Source organism: Pseudovibrio denitrificans JCM 12308 (assembly GCF_001310815.1).
Classification (GTDB): Bacteria; Pseudomonadota; Alphaproteobacteria; order Rhizobiales; family Stappiaceae; genus Pseudovibrio; species Pseudovibrio denitrificans.
On the sequence record NZ_BAZK01000005.1, the window covers coordinates 1 to 24,911 of the forward strand.

At 53.7% G+C, this 24,911-nt stretch carries 19 protein-coding genes and 2 pseudogenes; 13 read left to right on the forward strand and 8 right to left on the reverse strand.

What is annotated here, in order from left to right; translation table 11 throughout:
• Positions 1 to 1,357: 1,357 nt before the first annotated feature.
• The 4 genes and pseudogenes from JCM12308_RS28250 to JCM12308_RS07200 all read left to right on the forward strand — a co-directional run bounded on the left by JCM12308_RS28250 (position 1,358) and on the right by JCM12308_RS07200 (position 7,339).
• Entirely contained in the window at positions 1,358 to 1,627 is a 270-nt protein-coding gene (locus JCM12308_RS28250; protein ID WP_054783303.1) for a hypothetical protein, read from the forward strand.
• A gap of 398 nt (positions 1,628 to 2,025) precedes the next feature.
• The gene (locus JCM12308_RS07190; protein ID WP_083417009.1) at positions 2,026 to 2,592 is read left to right on the forward strand and encodes an ImuA family protein; all 567 of its coding nucleotides are present in this window, start codon (positions 2,026 to 2,028) and stop codon (positions 2,590 to 2,592) included.
• Positions 2,582 to 4,018 (forward strand): Y-family DNA polymerase, encoded by a 1,437-nt coding sequence (locus JCM12308_RS07195; protein WP_244271846.1) that lies wholly within the window; start codon positions 2,582 to 2,584, stop codon positions 4,016 to 4,018. Before JCM12308_RS07190 ends, JCM12308_RS07195 begins: the two co-directional genes overlap by 11 nt.
• Positions 4,015 to 7,339 (forward strand): annotated as a pseudogene (locus tag JCM12308_RS07200) (error-prone DNA polymerase). Before JCM12308_RS07195 ends, JCM12308_RS07200 begins: the two are co-directional and overlap by 4 nt.
• Before the next feature lie 51 nt (positions 7,340 to 7,390).
• Here JCM12308_RS07200 and JCM12308_RS29245 read toward each other — a convergent pair.
• The 5 genes and pseudogenes from JCM12308_RS29245 to JCM12308_RS07220 all read right to left on the reverse strand — a co-directional run bounded on the left by JCM12308_RS29245 (position 7,391) and on the right by JCM12308_RS07220 (position 11,901).
• Positions 7,391 to 7,762 carry an HlyD family secretion protein gene (locus tag JCM12308_RS29245; RefSeq protein ID WP_208978333.1) on the reverse strand — a complete coding sequence of 124 codons (372 nt, stop codon included), beginning with the start codon at positions 7,760 to 7,762 and terminating at the stop codon, positions 7,391 to 7,393.
• Positions 7,763 to 7,785: 23 nt separating this feature from the next.
• Positions 7,786 to 8,535 (reverse strand): HlyD family secretion protein, encoded by a 750-nt coding sequence (locus JCM12308_RS07205; RefSeq protein ID WP_208978334.1) that lies wholly within the window; start codon positions 8,533 to 8,535, stop codon positions 7,786 to 7,788.
• On the reverse strand, positions 8,532 to 8,744 hold the full coding sequence (locus tag JCM12308_RS07210; RefSeq protein ID WP_014286195.1) for a DUF1656 domain-containing protein: 213 nt from the start codon (positions 8,742 to 8,744) through the stop codon (positions 8,532 to 8,534). Before JCM12308_RS07210 ends, JCM12308_RS07205 begins: the two co-directional genes overlap by 4 nt.
• A gap of 13 nt (positions 8,745 to 8,757) precedes the next feature.
• Positions 8,758 to 10,908: an FUSC family protein gene (locus JCM12308_RS07215; RefSeq protein ID WP_054783305.1), complete on the reverse strand. Its 2,151-nt coding sequence runs from the start codon at positions 10,906 to 10,908 to the stop codon at positions 8,758 to 8,760.
• Positions 10,909 to 11,023: 115 nt separating this feature from the next.
• Positions 11,024 to 11,901: pseudogene (locus tag JCM12308_RS07220) on the reverse strand (LysR family transcriptional regulator).
• A 272-nt stretch (positions 11,902 to 12,173) separates the two neighbouring features.
• Here JCM12308_RS07220 and blaPSV point away from each other — a divergent pair.
• On the forward strand, positions 12,174 to 13,034 hold the full coding sequence (gene blaPSV / locus JCM12308_RS07225) for a PSV family class A beta-lactamase (protein WP_128647354.1): 861 nt from the start codon (positions 12,174 to 12,176) through the stop codon (positions 13,032 to 13,034).
• 147 nt (positions 13,035 to 13,181) lie between these two features.
• On the opposite strand, the gene JCM12308_RS07230 is transcribed toward blaPSV, so the two are convergent.
• Positions 13,182 to 14,609: a sulfatase-like hydrolase/transferase gene (locus JCM12308_RS07230; protein ID WP_208978335.1), complete on the reverse strand. Its 1,428-nt coding sequence runs from the start codon at positions 14,607 to 14,609 to the stop codon at positions 13,182 to 13,184.
• Positions 14,610 to 14,846: 237 nt separating this feature from the next.
• Between JCM12308_RS07230 and JCM12308_RS07235 the strand changes: the two genes are divergently transcribed.
• From JCM12308_RS07235 to JCM12308_RS07265, 8 genes are all read left to right on the forward strand, one after another.
• Positions 14,847 to 15,422, forward strand: coding sequence for a DeoR/GlpR family DNA-binding transcription regulator (locus JCM12308_RS07235; protein WP_208978336.1), 576 nt, complete (start codon positions 14,847 to 14,849; stop codon positions 15,420 to 15,422).
• Positions 15,407 to 15,619, forward strand: a complete 213-nt coding sequence (locus JCM12308_RS29250; RefSeq protein ID WP_208978337.1) for a DeoR/GlpR family DNA-binding transcription regulator — start codon at positions 15,407 to 15,409, stop codon at positions 15,617 to 15,619. Before JCM12308_RS07235 ends, JCM12308_RS29250 begins: the two co-directional genes overlap by 16 nt.
• Before the next feature lie 177 nt (positions 15,620 to 15,796).
• Positions 15,797 to 16,636, forward strand: a complete 840-nt coding sequence (locus tag JCM12308_RS07240) for an EamA family transporter (protein ID WP_174519183.1) — start codon at positions 15,797 to 15,799, stop codon at positions 16,634 to 16,636.
• Between the two features lie 184 nt (positions 16,637 to 16,820).
• Positions 16,821 to 17,717 (forward strand): LysR family transcriptional regulator, encoded by an 897-nt coding sequence (locus tag JCM12308_RS07245; protein WP_054783308.1) that lies wholly within the window; start codon positions 16,821 to 16,823, stop codon positions 17,715 to 17,717.
• 104 nt (positions 17,718 to 17,821) lie between these two features.
• Positions 17,822 to 18,274 carry a formate dehydrogenase subunit gamma gene (locus JCM12308_RS07250; protein WP_054783309.1) on the forward strand — a complete coding sequence of 151 codons (453 nt, stop codon included), beginning with the start codon at positions 17,822 to 17,824 and terminating at the stop codon, positions 18,272 to 18,274.
• Positions 18,275 to 18,296: 22 nt separating this feature from the next.
• Complete coding sequence (locus JCM12308_RS07255; protein WP_054783310.1) at positions 18,297 to 19,853, forward strand: formate dehydrogenase beta subunit; 1,557 nt, start codon at positions 18,297 to 18,299, stop codon at positions 19,851 to 19,853.
• A gap of 4 nt (positions 19,854 to 19,857) precedes the next feature.
• Positions 19,858 to 22,728, forward strand: a complete 2,871-nt coding sequence (fdhF, locus tag JCM12308_RS07260; protein WP_054783311.1) for a formate dehydrogenase subunit alpha — start codon at positions 19,858 to 19,860, stop codon at positions 22,726 to 22,728.
• A 100-nt stretch (positions 22,729 to 22,828) separates the two neighbouring features.
• A complete protein-coding gene (locus JCM12308_RS07265; protein ID WP_008547049.1) occupies positions 22,829 to 23,047 on the forward strand; it encodes a formate dehydrogenase subunit delta in 219 nt (72 codons plus the stop codon).
• A 74-nt stretch (positions 23,048 to 23,121) separates the two neighbouring features.
• Here the strand turns inward: JCM12308_RS07265 and JCM12308_RS07270 are convergent, their stop codons facing one another.
• Positions 23,122 to 23,919: an enoyl-CoA hydratase-related protein gene (locus tag JCM12308_RS07270; RefSeq protein ID WP_054783453.1), complete on the reverse strand. Its 798-nt coding sequence runs from the start codon at positions 23,917 to 23,919 to the stop codon at positions 23,122 to 23,124.
• A 139-nt stretch (positions 23,920 to 24,058) separates the two neighbouring features.
• Positions 24,059 to 24,910 carry a carbon-nitrogen hydrolase family protein gene (locus JCM12308_RS07275; protein ID WP_054783312.1) on the reverse strand — a complete coding sequence of 284 codons (852 nt, stop codon included), beginning with the start codon at positions 24,908 to 24,910 and terminating at the stop codon, positions 24,059 to 24,061.
• Between the last annotated feature and the right edge of the window lies 1 nt (position 24,911).

Here is a 24,911-nt window from a genome sequence, read left to right on the forward strand (position 1 = left end):
TTAGAACGTTTGGTAGAATGGCTGGGTTGGTTAAGGGCTGAAGTTAGAAGGTTGGTGGTGGTTTGAGCTGAGACGCTGTTTTGCTCTCAAGCTGAACGTAGTTTGACTGGTGTGGTGGGAAGCGCTCAAATTACTGCTTTTGGGCTGTACTTACGTCTGAACGGATGAAGAGCATGAGTTGTACGAAGTCGAGCAAACTCTGCACGACTTAGCTGAGAGCAACACCATACCCGACAAGCTGAGGGGCTAAGAATGAGTGCTGCGTATGGTGAGAGCACTGCCTTGTTCATTATGGGCTTCGGTCTCTTGTCCAGCTAGGAGTGCGGTGAGTGCGCTGAGATCTATGTGAAACAAGAACTTTGCGTGGCTTCAGTAGAAGGCGTGTGAGTAAGGTTACATGGAGGATCTGAGCGCTTGAGTACGCCGTGAGATTTTTGAAGATGATGGCAGCATGCATAGGACTTGTTTGGTGGAAATGAACACTGCCAAAGTGTCTGTGCGAGTTAGTTGCCTGATCGTGGGGGTATCCTTTTGCTCTTGAACTGACTGTGCTTCTCCTGAAGTGATATGGAGTGCTTATAACAATCGGTTGTGATCTGCGCTGTCGCTCGAATGGACCGGTAGTGTGAGCCTATGCCTGCGCATTAGATCGACTAGACTAGCGCGAGGTACGTGCTGTTGGTTCTTGGAGAGAAGGAAAGCATTCCTGCAAGGTTGAGGATGTTTGCTTCAAGCCGTGTTTAAGGGGGTGGTGAGGGTGAGATCGACATTCTCGGCTGGATGACCACGATGAAACTAGCAGTGAATATGAAATGGGTGAACGGGCCTCATGGTCTGCGACCTGTCTAATCTGAAGAGCTGCTGTTTGAGGAGCGATTGACGGGACTGGATAGAGCCCTAAAGGTTTGTGTTCTTATGTGCGTTGGATTGAAAGACTTAAGTTCAGATGGCGTTGCTAGGTTGGAGCTGGGGCTAAGCAGTGGTCTTTGGGAGTGCTGGTGGTGCTTATAGGTTACGGGGACAACTCAGAAGGTGGCGCCATAAGAAATGGTTCTCGGTGAGGACCGTTGCAACGAGATATCACCGCACCTCGGAGGGCTCTGAGAGATGGCCTTCTGTAGGCCCTTGGGGATACGGAGGGAATTACTCGTGTGCACAGTGAATGCTGCTGCTGATCACGCACGAGCGGTTGAGATCAACATAGGCACGTCAGCCATCCAACTTATCCCCCTTGCAACCCACGCACTTGCGACACTGCCTACTCAGAGTTATCCCCTTTGATCCGGCAACCAGAGCGCACCCGTCGGTGATGTACTCCTAGTCATCCTCTACCGCATCTGCGGAGGTCAACTGTGGCATGGGGGCTCTCAATAAGTGCGCTTTGCTCCAGTTGTGCGTTGAGCAGATCCCGGTCGTAGTCAACGCTTGGGACGATGCTGTAAAGCAAGGTGGGGATGGACTTGTCGTAGGTGATCGACAAGTTATGGTCCCTGCGGATGGTAGCCATATAGGTGCTCGTACCGCTGCTCTGAGCGACCTGCCATCAGCGCATGTGGAACAGGTCGACCCAACCCTCGGGAAGCTGATAGGCGCTCACTGCAAGCTGACTCCAAAGATCAAGCGCTGAAACAGGCAGAGGATGCTATAGGGCCAGGTCTATGTATTTGAACAGGCTGATGCTGTTGCGGGTGCGGTTCTTGTACCAGCCAATGTCGTTCATGAACTCTTCCTGGGGCCTGTCGATAATCAGTGAGGCCTTGCTGTTTGAATAGCATGCTAGCTCGTGGAAGCTGGTTTGTTGAACGGCTGATACTTCAATATCTGCCAGATGCCAGTACCAAACTCCCCTTCCGCATCTCTTTAAGTCCGTGAAGTCAGACCATGTTCGCCGTGAGGAAGATGGTGATTGGTTGCAAGTAAGGGTACAGGGCTTCGAGACTTTTCAAAGATGTGTTTACTTTCTGGAGTTCATAGTGACTCAATGTTCTTGATATGTTCTAATTTTTACACGACAATTGTTGGATGATGACAGAGTTTCAGGATGTGTTTCCGCTTCAGAAAAATCGGGTTCATGAGGCATGTGGTCCCGGTGCGATTGGCTTTGCGGCGAAGGCTTGCGGGCAAGATGATATGACTGTTTTGTGGTTGCAGGCTGGTTGGCAAAGTGAGCAGCTGAATCCGGTCGGTTTGATGAGTTTCATGTCTCCTAAGAACCTTACTTTGGTTCAGGCAGAGAGCCATAAGGATTTGCTTGCGTGTACAGAAGATGGCCTGCGATCTGGTGCCGTGAAGCTGGTGGTTTGTGAGCTTTCTCAGGACTTGGACCTTACTGCAGGCAGGCGGTTGCAGCTTGCGGCTGAGGAAGGTGGTTCAACGGGAATTCTGGTTATTCCAGAAGGGGCTGGTAGCAATGCAACCCAAACCCGTTGGCACTGTTCTCCTATATTCGGGGGAGATCATAAAACCGATAAAAACTTGACTCTTCAACACTGGCAGCTCATTAAGAACAAATCGGGAACATTAGGTGGTTGGAAGGTGTTTTGGGATGCAGAGGCGCATCGTGTCATTGTGGTTTCCAAGGATGGCGAGTGATCGTATTTTACGTTCACGCCCCATACACGCGCCTTTTGCTGTGACCTCTCATGAAAAAAATACTGAGCGATTATATTGCCTTAACAAGGAAGCGATGCAGCTGGGACTGACTTTGGGCATGGGACTATCCGATGCCAAGGCTTTGTATCCCGACCTGCTTACCCGAGAGGTTGATCCTCATGAGGATGAGCGTTTTCTAAAATTGCTGGCTCGATGGGCTGAGCGCTATTGTCCGTGGGTGGGGCTTGATGGTCAAAATGGGTTGCTGCTGGATATGACTGGTTCAACTCATTTTTTTGAGAGTGAAGATGGATTGCTGACAGATATTCATGAACGTCTTCAGAGCTCCAGGTTACATGTGCGATCCGGTTTGGCCAGTACCGTTGGCGCAGCCTGGGCGCTCTCTCATTTTAGCAAGGGAGTTGCGCCCAGTGGGCAGCTCAAAGCAGCCCTAAGTCCTCTCCCTGTTGCTGCTCTTAGATTGGATGAGGCAACTTGTGCTGTTTTGCTGCGCCTTGGTTTGCGGACTATTGGTGATCTTCTCGCAACTCCGCGGGCAACATTGGGACGCCGTTTTGGTTTGCCGTTGATGCGCCGTATTGACCAAGCCTTTGGTGATCAGGCTGAACAGGTCAATGCAGTGGCTCCGGATGTTTCTTATGCGGCCCGGTTGAATTTGCCAGAGCCAATTGGGCTTTACGATGATGTTATGGCTGCTTTGGAACGGCTGTTGGTACGGATTTGTGAAAAGCTCAAGACACAGGAAATGGGAACACGTGTCTTGCTGATGACGTGTCAGCGAGTGGATCAGGCGAGTGTACAGGTGGAATTGCGCCTTGCTCGTCCAATGCGTGAGGTTGCCAGCATTCTGCCGCTGTTTGAGCGGAGTGTGCGAGACGTTGATGCTGGTTTTGGTATTGATCAGATACGCTTGGAGGCCTTGGCCGTTGAAAGCTTGCCTTTGAAACAGCTGGAAACAGGCAGCGTCCAACCAAAGAAAACTGATGCGCTGAGCGATTTGATCACGAGGCTTGGGAGCCGTATTGGTCTTGAGCGGATCAAACGCTTTGAACCTGCAGACAGCCATATTCCAGAGCGTAGCTTTATCGTATCGCCAGCAGCTTATTGTGACGCCCAAAGGGAATGGAAGGAGCAGAATTTACGCCCTGTGCGTTTGTTTTCTCCAGAACCCATAGAGGGGAGTGATAAAAGCCCACCGGATACATTTTGCTGGCGACGCATGCGGTTTTCTATCGCTCAGGCGACAGGGCCAGAACGCATATGTCCTGAGTGGTGGCTGGATGACCCGAACTGGCGTTCTGGTATGAGGGATTACTGGCGCGTGGAAACCAGACAGGGGCGACGCCTCTGGATGTTTTTCACTCCCCAGAGACCGGCTTGGTTTGTGCAAGGAGAATTTGCATGAACTACGCCGAGTTATGCGTCACCTCTAATTTTACTTTTCTCACTGGAGCTTCCCATCCAGAGGAGTTGGTGGTGCGTGCAGCCAGCTTAGGACTGTCTGGTATTGCCATTACGGACCGTAACTCTTTGGCTGGTGTCGTGCGTGCTTATTCGGCACTTAAAGAACTGGCACGGAAGAGAGATGAGGCTCTGGCTGTGCGTTCCAGTCACCGGACTGATCCAAGCAGTCGACAAGATATTGTTGAGGGCGTTGAGGACCTGAAAGAGCCGATCCTTTCTCTGCCGCGCTTGCTGGTGGGATGTCGTTTGGTGCTGGAAGATAGTCCGGTTGATTGGGTTGCCTTGCCGCAAGACCGGCCTGCCTATGCGCGTTTGTCTCGGTTGCTGACCAAAGGAAAACGGCGCACGGAAAAAGGTGAGTGTCAGCTGTTTTTCAAAGATCTGCTGGAAGGGGCTCGTGGGGTGATTTTGATGCTCTGCCGCAAGGGGCATTGGATGGGGAACTTATTCATGAGCACATCCGGCAAGTAGCTCATACCTATCCCTCCTATGTCTTTTTGGGTGCAGCTCCTCAGTATGATGGAAGTGACCAGGCTTATTTTGCAGGATGTGCTGAGCTGGCGCTGCGCCTTGCGACCCCTATGGTGGCTGTTGGAGATGTGCTGATGCATCATGGCAGGCGCCGGCAACTGGCTGATGTGCTTACCTGTATCCGTGAGGGGCTGACCATAGACAAGATTGGTCGCCATGCATTGCCCAACAGTGAACGTCGCCTCAAGACACCGGCAGAAGTCTTAGATCTGTATCGTGCTCATCCTGCTGCCGTGAAGCGCACGCAGGAGATTGCTAACCGATGCTCTTTTTGTCTTTCTCAGCTGTCCTATGAATACCCTCAGGAGGGGAGCGAGAGTGAGACTGCACAGCAGCGGCTGGAACGGCTTACGCTGGAAGGTATCAAGCGCAGGTACCCTAAAGGCGAGACGGAACGTGTTCGTGCCTTGGTCGACAAGGAGCTGGCCCTTGTAGCCAAGCTGGAGTTTGCTGCGTATTTTCTGACAGTGCATGACATTGTGACTTTCGCCCGGTCTCAGGGGATCCTGTGCCAGGGGCGGGGGTCTGCGGCAAACTCCATTATCTGCTATGCACTTGGGATTACCGATGTGGCTCCGGAAACCATTTCCATGGTGTTTGAGCGATTTATCTCGGAACACCGTGGAGAGCCGCCGGATATCGATGTGGACTTTGAGCATGAGCGCCGTGAGGAGGTCATCCAGCATATCTATCAGAAGTACGGGCGTCATCGGGCGGGATTATGCGCAACGGTTATTCATTTCCGGTCACGTGCCGCTATTCGCGAAGTTGGGAAGGTCATGGGCCTTTCACAAGATCTGCTCTCTAATTTGTCCGGTCAGATGTGGGGGAGTTCCAATCATGGTGTGCCAGAAGAGCGCTTGAAGGAGCTGGGCTTATCCGGAGCAGATCATCGTCTCGCTATGACCATTCATCTCATCAAAGAGATCATTGGTTTCCCTCGGCACCTCTCTCAACATGTGGGTGGGTTCGTGATTACTCAAGGGCGTTTGGATGAATTATGTCCTATCGAAAATGCCTCTATGGAAGATCGCACTGTCATTGAATGGGATAAGGATGACATTGATGCGCTTTGTATTCTGAAAGTCGATGTGTTGAGCCTGGGTATGCTGACTTGCATTCGTAAGTGCTTTGATCTGATTGAAGAAAAGAGTGATCAGCGATTTACGATAGATACGGTGCCTCAAGACGATAAGCCGACCTATGACATGCTCTGCGTCGCCGATGCTCTGGGGGTGTTTCAGGTTGAAAGCCGTGCGCAGATGAACTTCCTGCCACGCATGAAGCCGCGTACCTTTTATGATCTGGTGGTTGAGGTGGCCATTGTTCGCCCAGGGCCTATTCAGGGCGGTATGGTTCATCCGTACATCAAGCGTCGGCAAAAGCTGGAGAAAGTCTCGTTTCCTTCAAAGGAGCTGGAGGGGGTTCTCGGCAAGACACTGGGGGTTCCCTTATTTCAGGAGCAAGCAATGCGTATTGCGGAAGTTGCTGCGGGATTTTCTGCTGAAGAAGCTGATCGTTTGCGCCGCTCTCTTGCGACCTTCCGGCGGATGGGGACGATCGGATCTTTCAAAACCCGTTTCATCAATGGCATGCTGGAGCGGGGCTATGAGCAAGATTTTGCTGAGCGATGCTTCTCCCAGATTGAAGGCTTCGGGAACTATGGGTTTCCCGAAAGTCATGCTGCTGCTTTTGCGATGCTAGCTTATGTTTCCGCATGGCTGAAATGCCATCACCCTGCCGCCTTTGCCTGTGCGCTGCTCAACTCTCAGCCCATGGGATTTTATGCTCCAGCACAGATTATCAGAGATGCTCGAGAGCATGATGTGGAGGTGCGGCCAATTTGTGTGAACCGCAGTGAGTGGGATAATACGCTGGAGTGGCGTAGTGATGGGCAGCTGGCAATACAGCTGGGTTTTCGCCAGATCAAAGGCTTTAAAGAAGAAGATGCTCTCTGGCTTGTAGCGGCGCGGAGGAATGGTTATCCAGATCCGCAGAGCATCTGGCAGAGGGCTTCTGTTGAGCCAGGTGTATTGGAGAAGCTGGCGGAGGCTGATGCCTTCGTGAGTATGGGGCTAAGCCGCAGGGAAGCACTTTGGCAGGTGAAAGCTCTCAAGGGCGCGACACCACTTCCTCTGTTCAATGATCCGTTTGATGGAGAGGCGATATTTGAGCCGGACGTGAAACTGCCTGTGATGCACTTGGGAGAAGAGGTGGTGGAGGATTACCTCTCAACCCGACTTTCTTTGAGAGCGCATCCGATGGAGTTGTTGCGCCCCAGCATTTCAGGTCTCACGACACATAGAGCTTTGCAGAAGGCGCCGTTAAAAAAGCAGACGCGTGTTTGTGGAGTGGTGATCACACGGCAACGCCAGGCACTGCATCCGGGGTTATTTTTGTGACGCTGGAAGATGAGACAGGTGTTTGTAATGTCGTAATCTGGCCGAAGGTCTATCAAAAATTCCGGCGTGAGGTCATCTCCGGCCGTTTGTTGCATGTTACAGGTTATTTGCAACGAGAGGGTATTGTTGTTCATCTCATTGCTCAGAATGTAAACGATTATTCCGATCGTCTGTCCCTACTCGGGCATCCATTTGATGAAGTCATTGGGCAAACACTACCTGTTGCAGACGATGCTCCTCGACGTCCCATCATTCCGCGCCGTACCAATCGTGCATACCACCCAAGAGATCAGGCAAAGAGGCTCTTTCCGAGTAGGGATTTTCATTAGTTTGAGTGCTAAGGGAGCTACGGTTTCCGACAGAATTAACGAATACCTTTCCTACTGAAACACCAGCGGTGCTGGTGGGGCGTCTAAACTCGTGGTTTCTGTAGCGGTGCCGGTTAGGATCAGGACGGAGACTGTGGTGCCGACGCGGAGGAGGATGTTTTGGGGGAGGTCTGTGATTTTTACGCGGACGGGGATGCGTTGGGCGAGGCGGATCCATTCGAAGGTTGGGTTGATGTTGGGCAGGAGGTCAGAGCCAGTGCTGCCATCCGATTGGGAGATGCCCCAGCCGATGCTTTCTACTTCTCCATGGACCACCTGATCGGGGTAGGCCATGAGGGTCATGACCACCTTATCGCCGATGTCGATCCGACTGATCTTGGTTTCCGGAAAGTAGGCGTCAATCCAGAAGCTTGAGGAATCCACGAGGGCGAGGGCAGGCTGGTTCTCTACGGTCTGGCTGCCCAGACGCAGGTTGAGATTGGTGACGTAACCGGAGACGGGTGCGGCGACCTGCGTGAAGCCAGATCCAGTTCAGCGGTTTGCAGGGCGGCCATTGCGGAGCGGAGCTGGGCGTTATCTTTTCCTTTTGCTCCTAAACTCGCCACGACTTTCGCAAGGCTTGCCTGTGCTTCGACCAGTGCAGCTTCGGCCTGTGCCAGACCGGACTGAGCCTGCTCTGTATCAGCCAGCGCGACGATGTAGCTTTTTTCAATCTGATCGTAGGTGCGCTGGGTGACGTAGCCATCTTTTAAGAGCTTGGCGTTTCTGTCCAGATTGCCCTTGATGTTCTTCAGGGTTGCGATGGAGGAGCGGAGTTCTGAACTGGCCTGCTCCACGTTGGAGCGATATTGGGCGACGTTGGCTTCTGCGGCTTCACGCTCTTTTTCCAGCGCGTTGAGCTGGTCGACAGTCTGGTCGAGGTCTGCCTTCTTTTGCGCGTAAGTGGCCTGGAATGTGCGGGGGTCAATGATGAAGAGCAGTTCACCTGCCTCAACCTTCTGGTTGTCTACAATGGGCAGTTCCACGATGGGGCCGGAGACACGGGTGGCGATCTGGATGACGTTGGCGCGGACCTGACCGTCGCGGGTCCATGGGTTTTGCAGGTATTGGTAATACTTGAAGGCGAAGGCCAGAACAGCCACGCCGATAATTGTGCCAGTGATTGCAAGTTTATGGATGGGTTTAAGTGCTTTCATATCGGAATAACCCAGCTCCCAAGAATGACGGTGTAGATGACGGCCAAAGCAACGAAAACGCCTGGAGGATAGAGCAGAAATCGGGAGAGGCGATATCTGTTCATCAACCGGGCAGTGAGCCAGCTGAGAAGCAGGCCAAGGGCAGCAGCAACCAGAAAGGGAGGGAGGTACACTGTACCGATGGCCCATTCGCTTGGAAAACCATTCATCAGCGCTCCTCCTTTAAAACCGGGCTTCTTGCAGTTGAGGCCAATCCATCTTGAGGGATTGATCCTCATAGTCCTCTAATGCCCGACAAACACTGCGAATACCTCCAAGAATGCGATAGATATTTAATCGTTCCTCCAGATCGATACCGTCTTTGCCGCGCTCTTCCAGCACTTTGGCGATGGTGGTTTCCATCTCTGGCATGCTGAGGGCGCATTGTCTGACGACCTCGCCGATGGTTGCGCCTGTCGGATCTTTGACCAGTTCAGCAAAGTCTGTCTTCAGCTGAGCACTCCAGTCGTGGATGTCTTTTCGCAGAGCTGCATAGAGCTGGGAGCTCTGAGCGATTTTGAGTTCGTTGATGAGCACGGACAGGCGGATGGACAGGGCTTCGAGGATGATCACTGTTCTGCGTAGCTGGTGCTTGTCGAGCCCTGAAGAGGTGCCGGCGATCCAGCCAGTCATCTTGTGAGGGATGCTCTCGACCTCGTTGAGATGATGACGCCTGATGTATTGGCGCAGTTTTGTGGGTTCCAAATGTGGTTCTTTTTGGTGCTCGGTCAGGAGGAAGTTGGTGCTGGCGAAAAAGCGGCGCAACAGGTTGAGATATTGCACTTCCGGGCGCAGGTTGAAGGTGAAGATGGAAATGGCGGCGTAGATAGCGATGACGATCAGGAAGACCAGAAGCTGATCTGCGACGAAGTTGAAACTGTAACTTTGATGGTTAGCGATGTTGGTCATCATCACGAAATTTGCCAGACCGAACATTCTGCCCAAAATGAGTTGAGGCGTGTGGAAGAGATAGGCGATGGTGAACACTGAAAGAAAAATGACGGTTCCCAGCGACCAGAAGCTGTGCAGATGGGGCATGATGAGCAGATAGATGAAAGCCCCAAAGGCAGAAGACAGAATACCCGGAACAAGGATGGAGACGGGCTTCAGGTAGGGATTGCTGGAGAGGGTGATGCTGTAAACGCCAGCCAGTATGACCAGCACCGTTCCTGCTGGCAGGTTGGGAAAGTAGATGTAAGAGAGATACGCGACCCACAGGCAAAGGAAAGCGCGTAAAGCTCCCTTCAACTGGCCCATGTTGATCACGTCTGGCTGGGTGCTTTCCTTGACGTGAAAATCCAGCTGATTGCTGGTGTTCTCACTGAAGATGACCGTGGTGAGTTCATGAAGCTGGTAGGTGATGCGTTCGATTTCATCCAACTGGTGGATGTATAGGGACAGGGCGGCTTTCTGGAAATACTGCAGGCCGGATATGTCGATCTCTTTGATGTGAAAGTCTCTGAAAAGTGGCTTTGGTTTGATGTCTTTGCCTTCTGTGAGATCTATGATGGTTTTGAAGCGTCTGGTGATTTCGGCTTCATACCTGGTGAGCCACGGGATGCGGGTTTCCAGCTCCAGATCGTCGACCTCGTTGAAGCTTTGCCGCCAGACTTCCAGAGCGCGCTCATATTGGGTCCAGAGACTGCCTGTGTCCTTCCATTGCTTGCTAACCTCCCAGACTTCGTAGCTTTCCAGTTCTGCGATGTTTGAGAGGTCTGCGAACTTGGCTTGTAAGGCTGAAAACTCACCTTGTTGCTGCAGGTACTTGTGCGGGTTGCTGGCGAACTCCCGGTCTATTGTGCTTTGAAAGAGAGCAAGGCCGCTTTTGGTCAGGTTCTTTGAGGTTCTGACGAGGGACTTTGACGAGGTTCTGGGCCAGAGGATGACTGAGACCATACTGTATGTGATTACGCCCAGAGCGGTTTCCTGAATGCGCAAGACAGCGGTGTAGAAGGCAGGCTGGTTGCTGGCAGCTGCATCCACGGCAACAATGATGGTGACGAAAGCAGCGACATTCCAGAAATATGGATTGTGCTTGGATTTCATCATGTAGGTGCAGAAAAACACATAGCTGGACAGGGCAATCATGAACATCCAGCGCTGCTGCGGGAACAGCGAAAGCAAGGTGAGGGCCATGACTGCGGCAAGCAATGTGCCGCCGAGGCGTTGAAGGCCCTTGTGAAAGGATTGTCCTGAGGTCTCCAGCGATATGAAAGCAACGGCAAGACCAGCCCAATAGGGACGGTCCCAGTCCATATAAAGTGCGATGGCGTAGGCGATCACCATGGCCAGTGCAACTTTTATGGCGTCCTTTGCTCTGTCGCTGAGAAGCATTCCTCGCACCTGAGTTCCGTTGCCCACATTTGCGGGCGGTCAGATCAGGATAGGGGGAAGGTGTATGGGAGAGGTTTTGGTTTTCCTTTCAATTCGCTGCGTTGTTTCATCATTCCTAGGTAGAGGTAACTGGTTCCTGAGCGAGCAACCAGTTTTTGAAGAGGGTGAGAGCCGGGGTGGCTGGTTTGGATTTGAGGTGGGTGAGCCAGTATTTGCCGGTTGTGATCTCGGTAGGGAATGGTCTGATGAGCCGCCCGGTTGCCAGTCGCCGTGCGAACATATGGTAGGGCAGCAGAGCGATGCCGAGGCCAGCTTCGACCATATCTGCCATGGCTACGGATGAATCAAAGACGGGACCTTCAATCTTGGGGCACGGAGCTGCAGCTTGCTGGAACCAGAGTTCCCATTCGTCGGAGCGGTAGGATCTGAACAAGGGATGACCCGCCAGATCCTGCGGGGTTTTGAGGGACTGTGCGACTTCAGGTGAGCAGAGCGGGGTCAGCGGTGTGGTGAGTAAGGGGGCAGCGTGCAAGCCCGGCCACAGGCCTTCTCCAAACCGGATGGCGATGTCGAGGCCTTCCTTAGCGATATCAACGCGGTTGTTGTTGGTGAAGAGGCGCAGGTTCACACCGGGGTGTTTTGCCTGAAAGTCCGGCAAGCGTTCAATCAGGTAACCGGTGGCAAACGTGGTGACGACACCGAGATTGAGTGTTTCCTGATAGCGGCCATCGAGGAAACGATCGAGTACGGAGCCGATCCTGTCGAAGCTTTGAGTCAGGACGGGATGCAGGGCGGTGCTTCATCTGTCAGCACTAGGCCTTTGGGGGTGCGCAGGAACAGTGTTGTGCCGAGCAGCTCTTCCAAGGCAATGAGTTGGTGGCTGACAGCGGCCTGAGTGACGCGCAGCTCAATAGCGGCGCGCGTGAAGCTGCCTTGCCGGGCGGCGACCTCGAAGGCGCGCAGGGCGTTGAGAGGAATGTTGGGTCTGTCCATCGCTATTAGTTTTTCTAATATTCACGTCGAGAATTAGTCGTTTGTGGCTCCACCTTAAAGTGTTTAGTCCTAAGGATGCATCTGATTAAGATGGTGCCCACCATCAAGATATTTCGTGTTTAAGCGCAGTTATTGGCGATTTTGTGCTGCTGAGTGTTATGCTTTGCGGCAGGGGACAAGCTGTATCTATTTCATGAGATTTATTTGTTGCCGGGCACATGTTTCGTCATTCAAGGAGTTTGAGTATGTGGCGTTGTTTTGACCATATAGCTGTGCCTTTTAAGCGTTTTTCTTTTGCATTGGTTGTTGCCTGTAGTGTGCCTGCTGTTGGTGCTGCCGGGGAGCTTCTGGACACAGTCAACCGTTTGGAGCAGGAAGTTGGGGGCCGGATTGGCGTGGTGTTGCAGCACACCGGATCTGATTGGGCTATTGAGGCCCGGGCTGATGAGCGGTTTCCTATGGCCAGCACGTTCAAGGCTTTGCTGTGCGGGGCTGTTCTGGCGCGGGTGGATCGCGGGGAAGAACGGCTGGGAGAGGTTGTTGCCTACTCAAAAGCGGAGCTGGTTTCCTACTCACCTGTCACGAAGAAGCATGTGGCTGAGGGAATGCGTGTTGGGGAGCTTTGTGAAGCGACGGTCACGATGAGCGACAACACGGCTGCCAATCTTCTGCTGAAGCGTGTTGATGGACCCAAAGGGCTGACGAGGTTTTTACGTGGGCTGGGGGACCGTGTGACTCGGCTGGACCGACGGGAGCCGGAGATGAACGAGGCGAATCCCGGCGATGCACGTGATACCACCTCTCCACGGGCTGTCGTTCAAACGCTGGATCGGTTGTTGTTTGAGGAAGTGTTGCAGCTGGCCTCTCGCGCGCAGTTGCAACAGTGGATGGTAGATGACAAGGTGGCCGATGCTTTGATCCGCAAACATCTGCCATCTGACTGGCGCATCGCAGATAAGTCTGGTGCCGGTCACAATGGCTCTCGCGGGATCATTGCTGCCATCTGGCCTGAGACGGGCGAACCTTATCTCACGGCTGTTTACATGACGGGTAGCGATGCAAACTTCAAAAAACGCAATGCTGTGATCGCTGAAATTGGTAAGGCGATCATTGAGGAGATTCAGCAGCGCTAATGGTGCTTGTTGTGAGCCGATTATAAGGAGCGGAGCAATGAGGATTGCTCCGCTTTTTTGGTTAGTGCTTTGGGCCGTCTGTGGTGATCATCCAGTTGGAGAGGGTTTTGTCCATGTTCTTCATGCGATGACGCAGGAGTTCACGGGTCATGCGGGCCAGTGTTGGGGCATGCTCGGGTTTGTCGGCAAGGTTTTCCATTTCTCCGTTGCTTCTGCATCGAACAGCATGGGCGGCAAGTCAGCGGCGAACTCGACCAGCGTGAAGCGATCATCGCGCAGGATGCTCAGGCAGGAGTTGTCCAGCTTGGTTCCCAATTGCTGTTGCCACAGGGTTGGTTCCAGAGGATCAGCGAAGTCCAGCTCAGACATGGAGAAAGTGCGCCAGTCTTCAGGCGTTTTCCCTTCCAGGAATGGCAGCAGAGATTTGCCGTCTACTGAGCTTGGCAAGTCCTGTCCGACCCATTCCAGAATGGTCGGCATAATGTCGATGGATTCGGTGACTTTTGTGACCTGCGTTCCGCGTTCTCCGTCTGGCATGCGGATGATGAGCGGGGTGTGGTAGGCTGCATCATAAACAGTCATCTTCCCCCAGCTGTGCCGGTCACCCAGCATCTCACCGTGGTCTGCGGTGATTACCACCATGGTGTTGTCGTATTGTCCGGTGTCTTTGAGGAACTGAACTACACGGCCAACGTGATGGTCTACTTCTGTGGCGAGCCCCAGATAGATAGCACGCAAGGTGCGGATGTTCTCGTCGGTTGGTTCCAGATCTGGGAAACCTTCAACAAAGCTGGCGGCGCTGCTGTTTTGCATGGTGGGCGTGAAGAACGGGTGGAGGGCCTGTTCGTCTTCTGGTTGCTCCAGGCGTGTTGGCAGCGGCAGAGACTGCGGGTCATACATGGTGTTGTATGGAGCAGGGGCGACAAGCGGTGGATGCGGGCGGATGTAGGTCAGGTGCGCGAACCAGCTTTGCTGGCGGTAGGCTGGCATCATCTCCAGGAAGGCGTTGGTGAGGAAGGCTGTGTCACTGTCTTCAGCGGCATAGAGCGCTGGATCGTTTAGGCGCGGTTGCTGGCCATTGGGTGAGACAGGTTTGTAGACGTCCCAGTAATTTTCAAAGGTGTAGCCCCGGTTCATGAGATGGGATTGCCATGGAAATGACATTTCCAGTCGCATCTCCATCATCTCGTGGAAGCCGTTCATCGGGTATTCGTAGGTTCTGACCGCCGGATCATTGGGGTGGAATGCCCGGGGATCCTGCGAAGTATCTGTGTAACCAAACAGCATTGGCAGATAGCCCGCCTTGCGCATTTCTGTTGCGATGTTTGGTGTGTCGTGGCGCAGAGGCGTGCCATTGCGCACGGAGCGGTGGTTCATAGCGTACTGGCCGGTGAGCAGGGATGCTCTGGATGGGCCGCAGGGGTTGGTGACTGAGAAGTGCCGGGTGAATGTGACGCTGTCTTCCATGAATGCTCTGAGATTGGGCAGGTCCACATGATCTGCCAGATCCCCGAGGACGCAGTCTGCGCGCAGCTGGTCGATGATGATGAAAAGCACGTTGCGCTTGTTCTGCATAGTCCTGATCCCCCAATGCCACGGTTCGTGGCGCAATCCGACAGACCGATACTCCCGCAATATGAAAGAGAGATGTAACTGCGGTCGTTTGCCAGCGAATAATCCACAACTACGCACGAATTCCAACATAAATCGACATATGTGTTGGAATTTGACTGTAATTGTGGAGTAAGGCAGTGCCAGAGTAGCAAAGATGCAAAGATGCAAAGATGCAAAGATGCAAAGCACGAGGGGCAGATGTCTCATAGCCACCGCGAACTTGAACTGCTGGACGTTCTGAAACGGCTGGGCGGATCTGCGCGTAATTCCGATCTGGCAAAGGCGTTGGATGTGTCTGAAGAGACGGTTCGGCGTACGGTTAAAACTCTCTCGCAAACCTCTGATGTGGAGCGTGTGCGGGGCGGGGCTTATCTGGCTGGTACACAGAATGACCCAAGCTTCTTCCGCCGGATTTCACAGCGCACGGACGAGAAGCGTCTGATCGCTTCTGTTGTGTGTGATGTGGTGGAAGATGGCATGACCCTTTATCTGGATGTGGGGTCAACCACGGCTTATGTGGCGGAAGATCTGAGACTGCGAAAGAATTTAACGGTCGTGACCAACTCAATCGGTGTTGCGCAGACGCTGGTCAGCGTGAATGGCAACCGCGTGCATTTGCTTGGCGGGGAAATGCAGGAGGATGACCGGGGCACCTTTGGGCACGACACTTACACCCAAGTGCAGCGGTTTGCGCTGGATATGGCGATCTTCAGCTGGATGCGGTCTCTGCCAGCAAGGGCTTTCTCTATCAAAGCAGCGTGGAGTCTCAACTGAGTGCTGCGATTGCTGAAAGTGCAGATCAGGTGTTGATCGCCTTTGATCATGGCAAGCTGGGTGAAACAGCACCGTATGTAGGGCCAGCTGCTGACAGTGTGGATTATGTGGTGACGGACAGAGCACCTGAAGAGCCGTTTGCCTCAGCCTTTGCTGAGTGGGGCATTCAGACATTAATTGCTTCACGAAAAAACTGATTACCGGAATAAAGTGCAGAAATCGAAAACCTTCGAAATTCCAGCATTTTAAAGAATAAACAAGAACTCAAAGGAAGACCCGTGTTCCAGCACTTGCAAGGTCAGTTGCAGGCTGGAGGACAGAGCTCAGAATGAGCCGAAACATTGGGTGCTTCCGATTACGAATGGTTTTGATTGATGAGCGTTTCCATCATAATGATTATCCTTGCTGCGGCTATGCTGCATGCAATCTGGAATGCGATTGTAAAAACGGCGGGTGACCGCACAATCACGCTGGGCCTTGTTGCCTTTGGGCATGTGATCCCGGCTGCGGTGATGATTGCCGTGTTGCCGCTGCCAGAGCCAGAGAGCTTTGGCTATGTGTTGCTCTCCACCTGCATTCACTTTGCCTACTATTACACGCTGGGGCAGGCGTATCGTCATGGTGATCTGAGTGTGGTTTACCCGATTGCCCGCGGGATTGTGCCTGCGCTGGTTTCTCTTTGGGCCATGCTGTTCGTGGGCGAAGTTTTGCCGTTTTGGGCGTGGTTTGGTATTGGCCTGATTGCGTTTGGTATTCAGATCTCCAGCTGGTCTGCCCTGCGTCAGGGGGTTGGCGGTGCCGCGCTTGGCTTTGCCATTGCCACGGGTGTTTGTATCTCGGCTTACTCGCTGGTGGATGGTGTTGGTGTCCGGCTTTCCGGCAATACGCTGAGCTATTGGGCGTGGGGGGCGTTTTTGCAGGTGTTCATTGCTGCGTTCATCGGTATCCGTCGCTGGTCCATGCTGCCAACGCTTTCCAAGAAGACATGGGTGCTTGGGCTGACAGGTGGTGTGGTTTCCATGATCGCGTATGGTCTGGTTCTTTATGCCAAGAACTTTGCCCCGCTGGGCGCAGTGTCAGCACTGCGAGAAACCTCCGTTATCTTCGCGGCTCTGATCGGTTTTGTGCTGCTGGGTGAAGGCAACTGGGTGCGCCGCTTGCTGGCAGCCGTGCTGATGGTTGCCGGAGTTAGCTTTATCGGCATGAACGTTTGATCCGCTGATTTATCCAAGTCCACCGGTCTTCTTGACTTTCGCCGTTATGGTTCTGGCTCTGAATATGCTAGTTCATTTCAGAGCTAAGAAAAAACATCTAAGGGATTGCTCATAGGGAGGTTATGAGCGGTCCCGTTGGTCATGATCTGACTGGTCATTACCGGAATGTTTGAGAGGGAGAGCTATGATCGACAAGCTGGAGATGTTTATTGCGCTGGCGCGTGAGAAGCATTTTGGGAAGGCGGCGGATGAGTGCGGTGTGACGCAGCCAACGCTGTCTGCCAATATCAAGCAGCTTGAAGAGCAACTGGGTGTTCTGCTGGTTTTGCGTGGCTCGCGCTTTCAGGGGCTAACGCCTGAAGGGGAGCGCGTGCTGGAGTGGGCGCGTAAGCTGGTGGCTGATACGCGGACCATGAAGCAGGAGCTGAAGGCGGTCAGTGATGGCCAGTCCGGCACCTTGCGGATTGCTTCCATTCCCACAGCCTTGACGTATGTTCCTGAGATCACCACATGCTTTAGCGAAGAGAACCCGGGCGTTGACTTCAAAGTGTTCTCGCGGCCGTCCTCGGAAATTCTGGCGCAGCTGGAAAATCTGGAGATCGATGTGGGGCTGACGTATCTGGACAACGAGCCTTTGGGCCGGGTTCTGCAAATCCCGCTTTACCGCGAGCGCTACTGCTTTGTTGTGGCTGAGGGCGGGCCTCTTTCCGGCAGCGAGCATGCCACCTTGCAGGATGTGAGCCGCGTGCCGCTGTGTCTGCTGACCAGTGACATGCAATGTCGGCGTATCATCAACAATATCCTTCATGATGTGGAGGTGGAGCCCAAACCTGTTTTGCAGTCAGATTCCATCATGTGCCTGCTGGCGCATGTGCGCACCGGGCGGTGGGGGACGATTATCCCACAGGCCGTGGCGCAAACGATTGCCTCCGATCATCTGGAGATCATCCCGATTTCAGATCCTTACGCCAGCATCATGGTAGGCCTGATTGCGACACAGCGAGAGCCGCGTGCGCCACTTCTGGATGCCTTCCTCAAGCGTGTAAGCAGAATTTCGCAGGGGCAAGAGCTCTCTACGTGATTTCAACGATAGGGATGTGCAATCGCCCAACGGATATATCATATTGATTGCCTGCGACATATTGTGCCAACACGAAGCATTGACGTGCGAGGAGGGAGGAACTTATGGCCTTGCAGACGCAATCGCAGGATATAGAAAAAGACACGGCCGCGATTATTGATGTACACGAACATCAGGAAGGGCCGCTCCTGCCTATCCTGCACGATGTGCAGGCGAAATTTGGTTATGTTCCCGAAGATGCGCTGTTGCAGATCGCAGATCGGTTGAACCTGAGCCGCGCCGAAGTTCATGGAACAATGAGTTTTTACCACGACTTTCGCACAGAGCCTGCCGGGCGTCATGTGCTAAAGGTTTGTCGTGCGGAAGCCTGCCAGTCTCTTGGCGGTGAGAAACTAGCTGAAGACATTCAAAGAGACCTTGGCATCAAGTGGCACGAGACCACGCCTGACGGCAAGGTGACGCTGGAGCCCGTTTATTGCCTTGGCCTGTGCTCTTGTGCACCGGCTGCAATGATGGATGGCAACCTGCATGGTCGCTTGATGAAGCTGCTGTGCTGAAGCTGGTTGAGGAGGTGAAGTGATGGGTGCTGTCCTTTATGTTCCTTGCGATGCTGCGGCACTCGCTGTTGGTGCTGACCGGGTTGCCGATACACTTGCAGAAGAGCTGAGCGCGCGCGGTGTTGACGCGCAGATTGTTCGCAATGGATCACGCGGTATGCATTGGCTGGAGCCGCTGGTTGAAGTTGAGACTGAGCGCGGCCGCATTGCTTACGGCCCGGTGACCCCGGCTGATATTGCTGGCCTGCTGGATGCGGGGCTTTTGGAAGGTGCTGACCATGCTTTGTGCCATGGCCTGACTGAAGAGATGCCATTTTTGAAGCGGCAGACGCGTCTGACCTTCTCCCGCTGTGGTATCACCGATCCGCTTTCTCTTGAGCATTACGAGGCGCATCACGGCTTCCTGGGTCTGAAGCGGGCGCTTGAGATGACGCCTGCTGAGATCGTGCAGGAAGTGACCGATAGTGGTCTGCGTGGTCGTGGTGGTGCGGGTTTCCCGACTGGTATCAAGTGGAACACCGTTCTGAAGGCGCAAGGCGATCAGAAGTACATCGTCTGTAATGCTGATGAAGGTGACAGTGGCACGTTCTCTGACCGGATGATCATGGAAGGCGATCCTTTCGTTTTGATCGAAGGGATGGCCATTGCCGGGATCGCTGTTGGGGCGACGAAGGGTTATATTTACACCCGCTCTGAGTATCCGCATGCAATTGCTATTTTGTATGATGCGATCCAGATTGCGCGCAAGGCCGGTATTCTTGGGGCTTCTGTCATGGGCTCAGAACACGCTTTTGATATGGAAGTGCGTGAAGGGGCTGGTGCTTATGTGTGTGGTGAAGAGACCTCACTGCTGAACAGCCTTGAAGGCAAACGCGGTATCGTGCGTGCTAAGCCTCCGCTTCCGGCGATTGAAGGCCTGTTTGGCAAGCCAACTGTGGTCAACAACGTGATGTCTCTGGCGTCCGTACCGATCATCATGGATCGGGGGGCGCGGTTCTATCGTGACTATGGTGTTGGGTACTCCCACGGCACCATTCCTATTCAGCTGACCGGTAACATCAAGAACAGTGGTCTGTTCGAGACGGCCTTTGGTCTGACGCTGAATGAGCTGATCTATGATATCGGTGGAGGTACTTTGAGTGGCCGTCCGGTGAAGGCGGTTCAGGTTGGTGGGCCGCTTGGCGCTTACTTCCCGCCATCCTTGTTTGACACGATCTTTGATTATGAGGCTTTTGTTGAGCGCAATGGTATGATTGGCCATGCAGGGATCGTGGTGTTTGACGATACTGTCGATATGCTCAAGCAGGCTCGTTTTGCCATGGAGTTCTGCGCTATTGAGAGCTGCGGCAAGTGTACGCCATGCCGCATCGGTTCTGTGCGCGGTGTGGAGGTGCTGGACCGGATTGCCAGGGGTGATCAGCCAGAGCAGCAGATTGAGCTGCTGACCGACCTTTGCGACACGATGAAGATGGGCTCGCTGTGTGCTCTTGGCGGGTTCGCTCCTTATCCTGTGATGAGCTCTTTGACGCATTTTCCGCAGGATTTTCATGTAAAGCCATTAACAGACGCCGCGGAGTGAACCCATGACCCTGATTAAAGAAACAGATTACGGCACTCCTCAATCGACTTCTGAAAAGAACGTCACAATCAACGTTGACGGCTTCGATGTCACTGTGCCTGAGGGAACCTCGGTGATGCGTGCTTCCATGGAAGCTGGCATTCAGGTTCCGAAGCTTTGTGCAACCGATATGGTTGATGCATTCGGTTCCTGCCGTCTGTGTTTGGTGGAGATTGAAGGCCGCCGTGGAACACCTGCCTCCTGTACCACTCTGGTGGAAGAGGGGATGAAGGTTCGTACGCAGACGGATCGTCTGAAAGGTTTGCGTCGCGGTGTGATGGAGCTTTATATCTCTGACCACCCGCTGGACTGCCTGACCTGCGCTGCCAATGGTGACTGCGAACTGCAGGACATGGCTGGTGCGGTTGGTTTGCGTGACGTGCGCTATGAGGCGGATTGCCAAAACCACTTCAAGATGCGTGATGGCGGCGGTGAGGTGAATGCCTGCTGGAAGCCTAAGGATGAGAGCAATCCATACTTCACCTATGATCCAGCTAAGTGCATTGTTTGCTCACGCTGTGTACGTGCCTGTGAAGAGGTGCAGGGCACTTTTGCGCTGACCATCACCGGGCGTGGTTTTGACTCCCGCGTGACTGCGGGCATGTCTGAAAGCTTTCTGGATTCTGAATGTGTGTCTTGCGGTGCCTGTGTGCAGGCCTGTCCGACAGGGACGCTTCAGGAGAAGTCCGTGATCGATATCGGTCAGCCGGAACGCTCTGTTGTGACGACCTGTGCGTATTGTGGTGTCGGGTGCTCGTTCAAAGCGGAGATGCGCGGCGATGAGCTGGTGCGTATGGTGCCGTACAAAGACGGTAAAGCGAACCGAGGTCATTCCTGTGTGAAGGGTCGCTTTGCCTACGGGTATGCCGCCCACCAGGACCGTATTTTGAATCCGATGGTTCGTGACAGCATTGATCAGCCTTGGCGGGAAGTTTCCTGGGATGAGGCGCTGAGCTTTGCGGCGACCAAGATGAAGGGCATTCAGCAGCAGTACGGCAAAGAAGCTGTTGGGGTGATCACGTCTTCCCGCTGTACCAATGAAGAGACGTACCTGGTTCAGAAGCTGACCCGTGCGGTGTTTGAGAACAACAACACAGACACCTGCGCACGTGTCTGTCACTCTCCAACCGGTTATGGTTTGGGGCAGACCTTCGGTACATCTGCGGGAACGCAGGATTTTGACAGTGTTGAGCATTCTGATGTGGTGATGGTGATCGGGGCGAACCCGACCGACGGACACCCGGTGTTTGGCTCTCGCCTGAAGAAGCGTTTGCGTCAGGGCGCCAAGCTGATCGTCATTGATCCGCGGCGGACTGATCTGGTGAAGTCTCCGCATATCAAAGCCTCGCACCATCTGGCACTGCGTCCGGGCACAAACGTTGCCATTGTGACAGCATTGGCGCATGTGATTGTGACTGAGGGCCTGTTTGATGAAGCCTTTATCCAAGAGCGTTGTGAGTGGGATGAATTCCAGGATTATGTCGAGTTTGTCTCTGACCCTGCCAACAGTCCAGAAGCGGTTGAGCTGCTGACCGGCGTTCCTGCTGAGGAAGTGCGCGGCGCGGCACGGCTTTATGCGCGTGGTGGTAATGGTGCGATCTATTACGGTCTTGGTGTGACGGAACACAGTCAGGGTTCCACCACTGTGATCGGCATTGCCAACCTTGCGATGCTGACTGGTAACATTGGTAAGAAGGGCGTTGGTGTTAACCCACTGCGTGGTCAGAACAACGTGCAGGGGTCCTGTGACATGGGATCCTTCCCGCACGAACTGCCGGGTTATCGCCATGTGAAGAATGCCGATGTTCGCGATATCTATGAAAAGCAGTGGGGCGTGACCATCTCCGACGAACCGGGCCTGCGTATTCCGAATATGCTGGATGCGGCGGTTGAGGGCACGTTCAAGGGCCTTTACGTGCAGGGGGAAGATATCCTGCAGTCGGATCCGGACACCAAGCATGTTGCGGCTGGTCTTGCGGCTATGGAGTGCGTGATTGTTCATGACCTGTTTTTGAATGAGACCGCGAACTATGCGCATGTGTTCCTGCCGGGTTCCACTTTCCTTGAGAAGGATGGCACGTTCACAAATGCTGAGCGCCGGATCAACCGGGTGCGTAAGGTGATGGCACCGCGCAATGGCTATGCTGACTGGGAAGTTACGCAGCTGCTGGCCAATGCCATGGGTGCGAACTGGACCTACACTCATCCTTCACAGATTATGGAAGAGATTGCGGCGACCACTCCAAGCTTTGCCAATGTGACCTATGATCTTCTTGAAGAGAAGGGATCTGTTCAGTGGCCGTGTAACGAAGCGAAGCCGGAAGGCACGCCAACGATGCACCTTGATGGGTTTGTTCGTGGTAAGGGCCGTTTCATTCGTACCGATTATGTGGCGACAGATGAGCGAACCGGACCTCGTTTCCCGCTTCTGTTGACCACTGGTCGTATCCTGAGCCAGTACAATGTGGGTGCACAGACACGGCGTACGGACAACGTGGTTTGGCATGAGGAGGATCTGCTTGAGATCCATCCACACGATGCTGAACTGCGCGGTATTAAGGATGGGGACTGGATCAAGCTTATGAGCCGTTCCGGTGAAACCAGCTTGCGGGCGAATGTGACGGATCGTGTGTCGACGGGTGTTGTTTACACCACGTTCCACCATCCAACGACACAGGCCAACGTGGTGACCACCGATTACTCTGACTGGGCTACCAACTGTCCAGAGTACAAGGTGACAGCGGTTCAGGTTTCTCTTTCTAACGGTCAGACAGACTGGCAGGAAGAGTATCAGGAGCATGCCGCGCGTTCACGGCGGATTGAGGCTGCTGAATAAACGGGCCGACGCTGGGCTGTATGGGTGTTGGTGAATTATCTGGCGCTTATGCAGTCCATGCTCATGGGAACAAAGATTTAAAAGGGAGGAGAGCTGGAGCATGGCGCCGGAAAAGCTCACCTACATGGCAAACCAGATCGCAAGCTTCTTCAAGCACAAGCCGCATGATGAAGCCGTTGAGGGCATTGCCAATCACATCAATGATTTCTGGGAGCCGCGGATGCGGTTGCAGCTGTTTGATATTGTGAAGGATGGCGGAGAGGGGCTCAATCCGCTGGTGGTTGAAGCCGAACCGTCCATTCGCAGGCCTGCGCAGTAAGCTATTGGGTTTCTTAGAATTAAGCGCTGCATGCTGCCGAATATTTCCGAGCGCGTGCAGCGCTTTTTGTTTGCTTACTTCATCTTCGCCATGAAGGCGTGCACGGCTTCCAGATGCTCTGGTTCATTGTGGCTCATGCCCTGGAAACAGGCGGAGAGATCGAGGAAGTCTTTGAGCTCGGTGCGCTGGGCCATCTTCAGGAGGCGCTTGGTAAGGCGGGTGGCCTTTGGTGGCTGAGAAGCGAACTGCATAGCCATTTTGTTAGCCTCATTCATCAGTTCTTCCGCCTCATAGACATCCAACACGAGGCCATATTCTTTGGCTTGCTCGGCATTGATGACACGGCCTGACAGAGTGAGTTCAGCTGCGCGCTGGTAGCCGATCAGACGCTGCATGAACCATGCGCCGCCGTCACCTGGAATGATACCCAGATTAAGGAAGGTTTCGCCGAACTTTGCTTTGGTTGAGGCCAAGCGAATGTCGCACATGTTGGCAAGATCAAAGCCAGCGCCGATGGCAGGGCCGTTGACGGCTGCGATGATGGGCACTTCCACATTTTGCAGGGCGAGCGGAATGCGCTGGATGCCACGACGGTAGTGATTTTCAACCTCAGCAACATTGCCAGCAAAGTCGCCGCCGCGCTCGGCCATGTCTTTGATGTTGCCACCGGAAGAGAAGGCAGAGCCTGCTCCGGTGAGGAGGAGGACAGAGACCTCGGGGCAGGTGTTCACCCATTCCGCAGTTGCAACAATGTCGTCGATGAGGGCAGATCCCGTCAGCGCGTTGCGCAGGTCGTGACGGTTCATGGTCAATGTCGCGACGCGGTTTTCAAGCGTCAGAGTTGCATCGGTGAGACTTGGCAGATCTGTCATAATGTGTTTCCCCTCCAGAAAAATGCGGTGCTGCGAGCCTTTGAATGCGATTTCCAATCAACTGAAATTCAAAGGAAATCGCTGTGCTTCGCATTCTTGCGGGTGATACTAGAGGGAAAACTTGCGGGAGCAGAGATAGCTATTGGTTGAGGAGCTCAGGTTCCTGATGCTGCAACCCGGCGTAGTCCTTCAGCAGGTCTTTGCGGAAAGTGTAATCTTCGCGCACCTGATCCAGCGTTGCTGTGTCCAGCTCGATGCTTGCAAAATGCTCGTCTGTCTGCGGGAAGGAGACACGTGGTGTGTTCTCGTCTGTCCATGGTGGGCAGAACGTGGAGTTGCCAAAGTTCTCACCAGCGCGGTTGAGGCTGAGGAAGAAGATTTGGCTTTCCAGAGCTCTGGTGACCACAAAATCGTGCCAGCTGAAGAAACTTTCATCGCGGGCATAGGCGCCGCTGTGCAGGATCAGGTCTACACCATGCTGCAGAGCCAGTGTGCGGCTCAGCTCAGGAATGCGGATGTCGTAGCAGATGATTGGCGCGACTTTCACACCCTTTACGGAGAAAGAGAAGAGGTGATCACCTTTCTCGAAATACTCTTTTTCCATGGAGGCGCCATACTGGCAGATGTGGAGCTTGTCGTAATTCCCGATCACAGAGCCATCTGATCCAACCGCAACCTGAGAGATTTTGAAGTGATCCTCTGCCTTGCGCGGCATGCCAAAGACGATGGTGGTGTTGTGTTCTTTTGCCAGCGCACCGAATGCTTTGACGGATGGACCGTTCAGATCTTCCGCCAATGCGCTGAGTTCGGCAAAGGCTGCTCTGGAGTAGTCGACGGTGGAAAGCTCAGGCAAAACAACCAGATCATGCGGCTTTGCGGTGAGTTGCTGATGCAACTTGGCGGTCACGATACGCAGATGCGCATCTCTTTCCTCTGCTGTTGTCATCGCAGGGATGTTGATCTGTCCGGCAAGGAGACTGAGCTTTGTCATA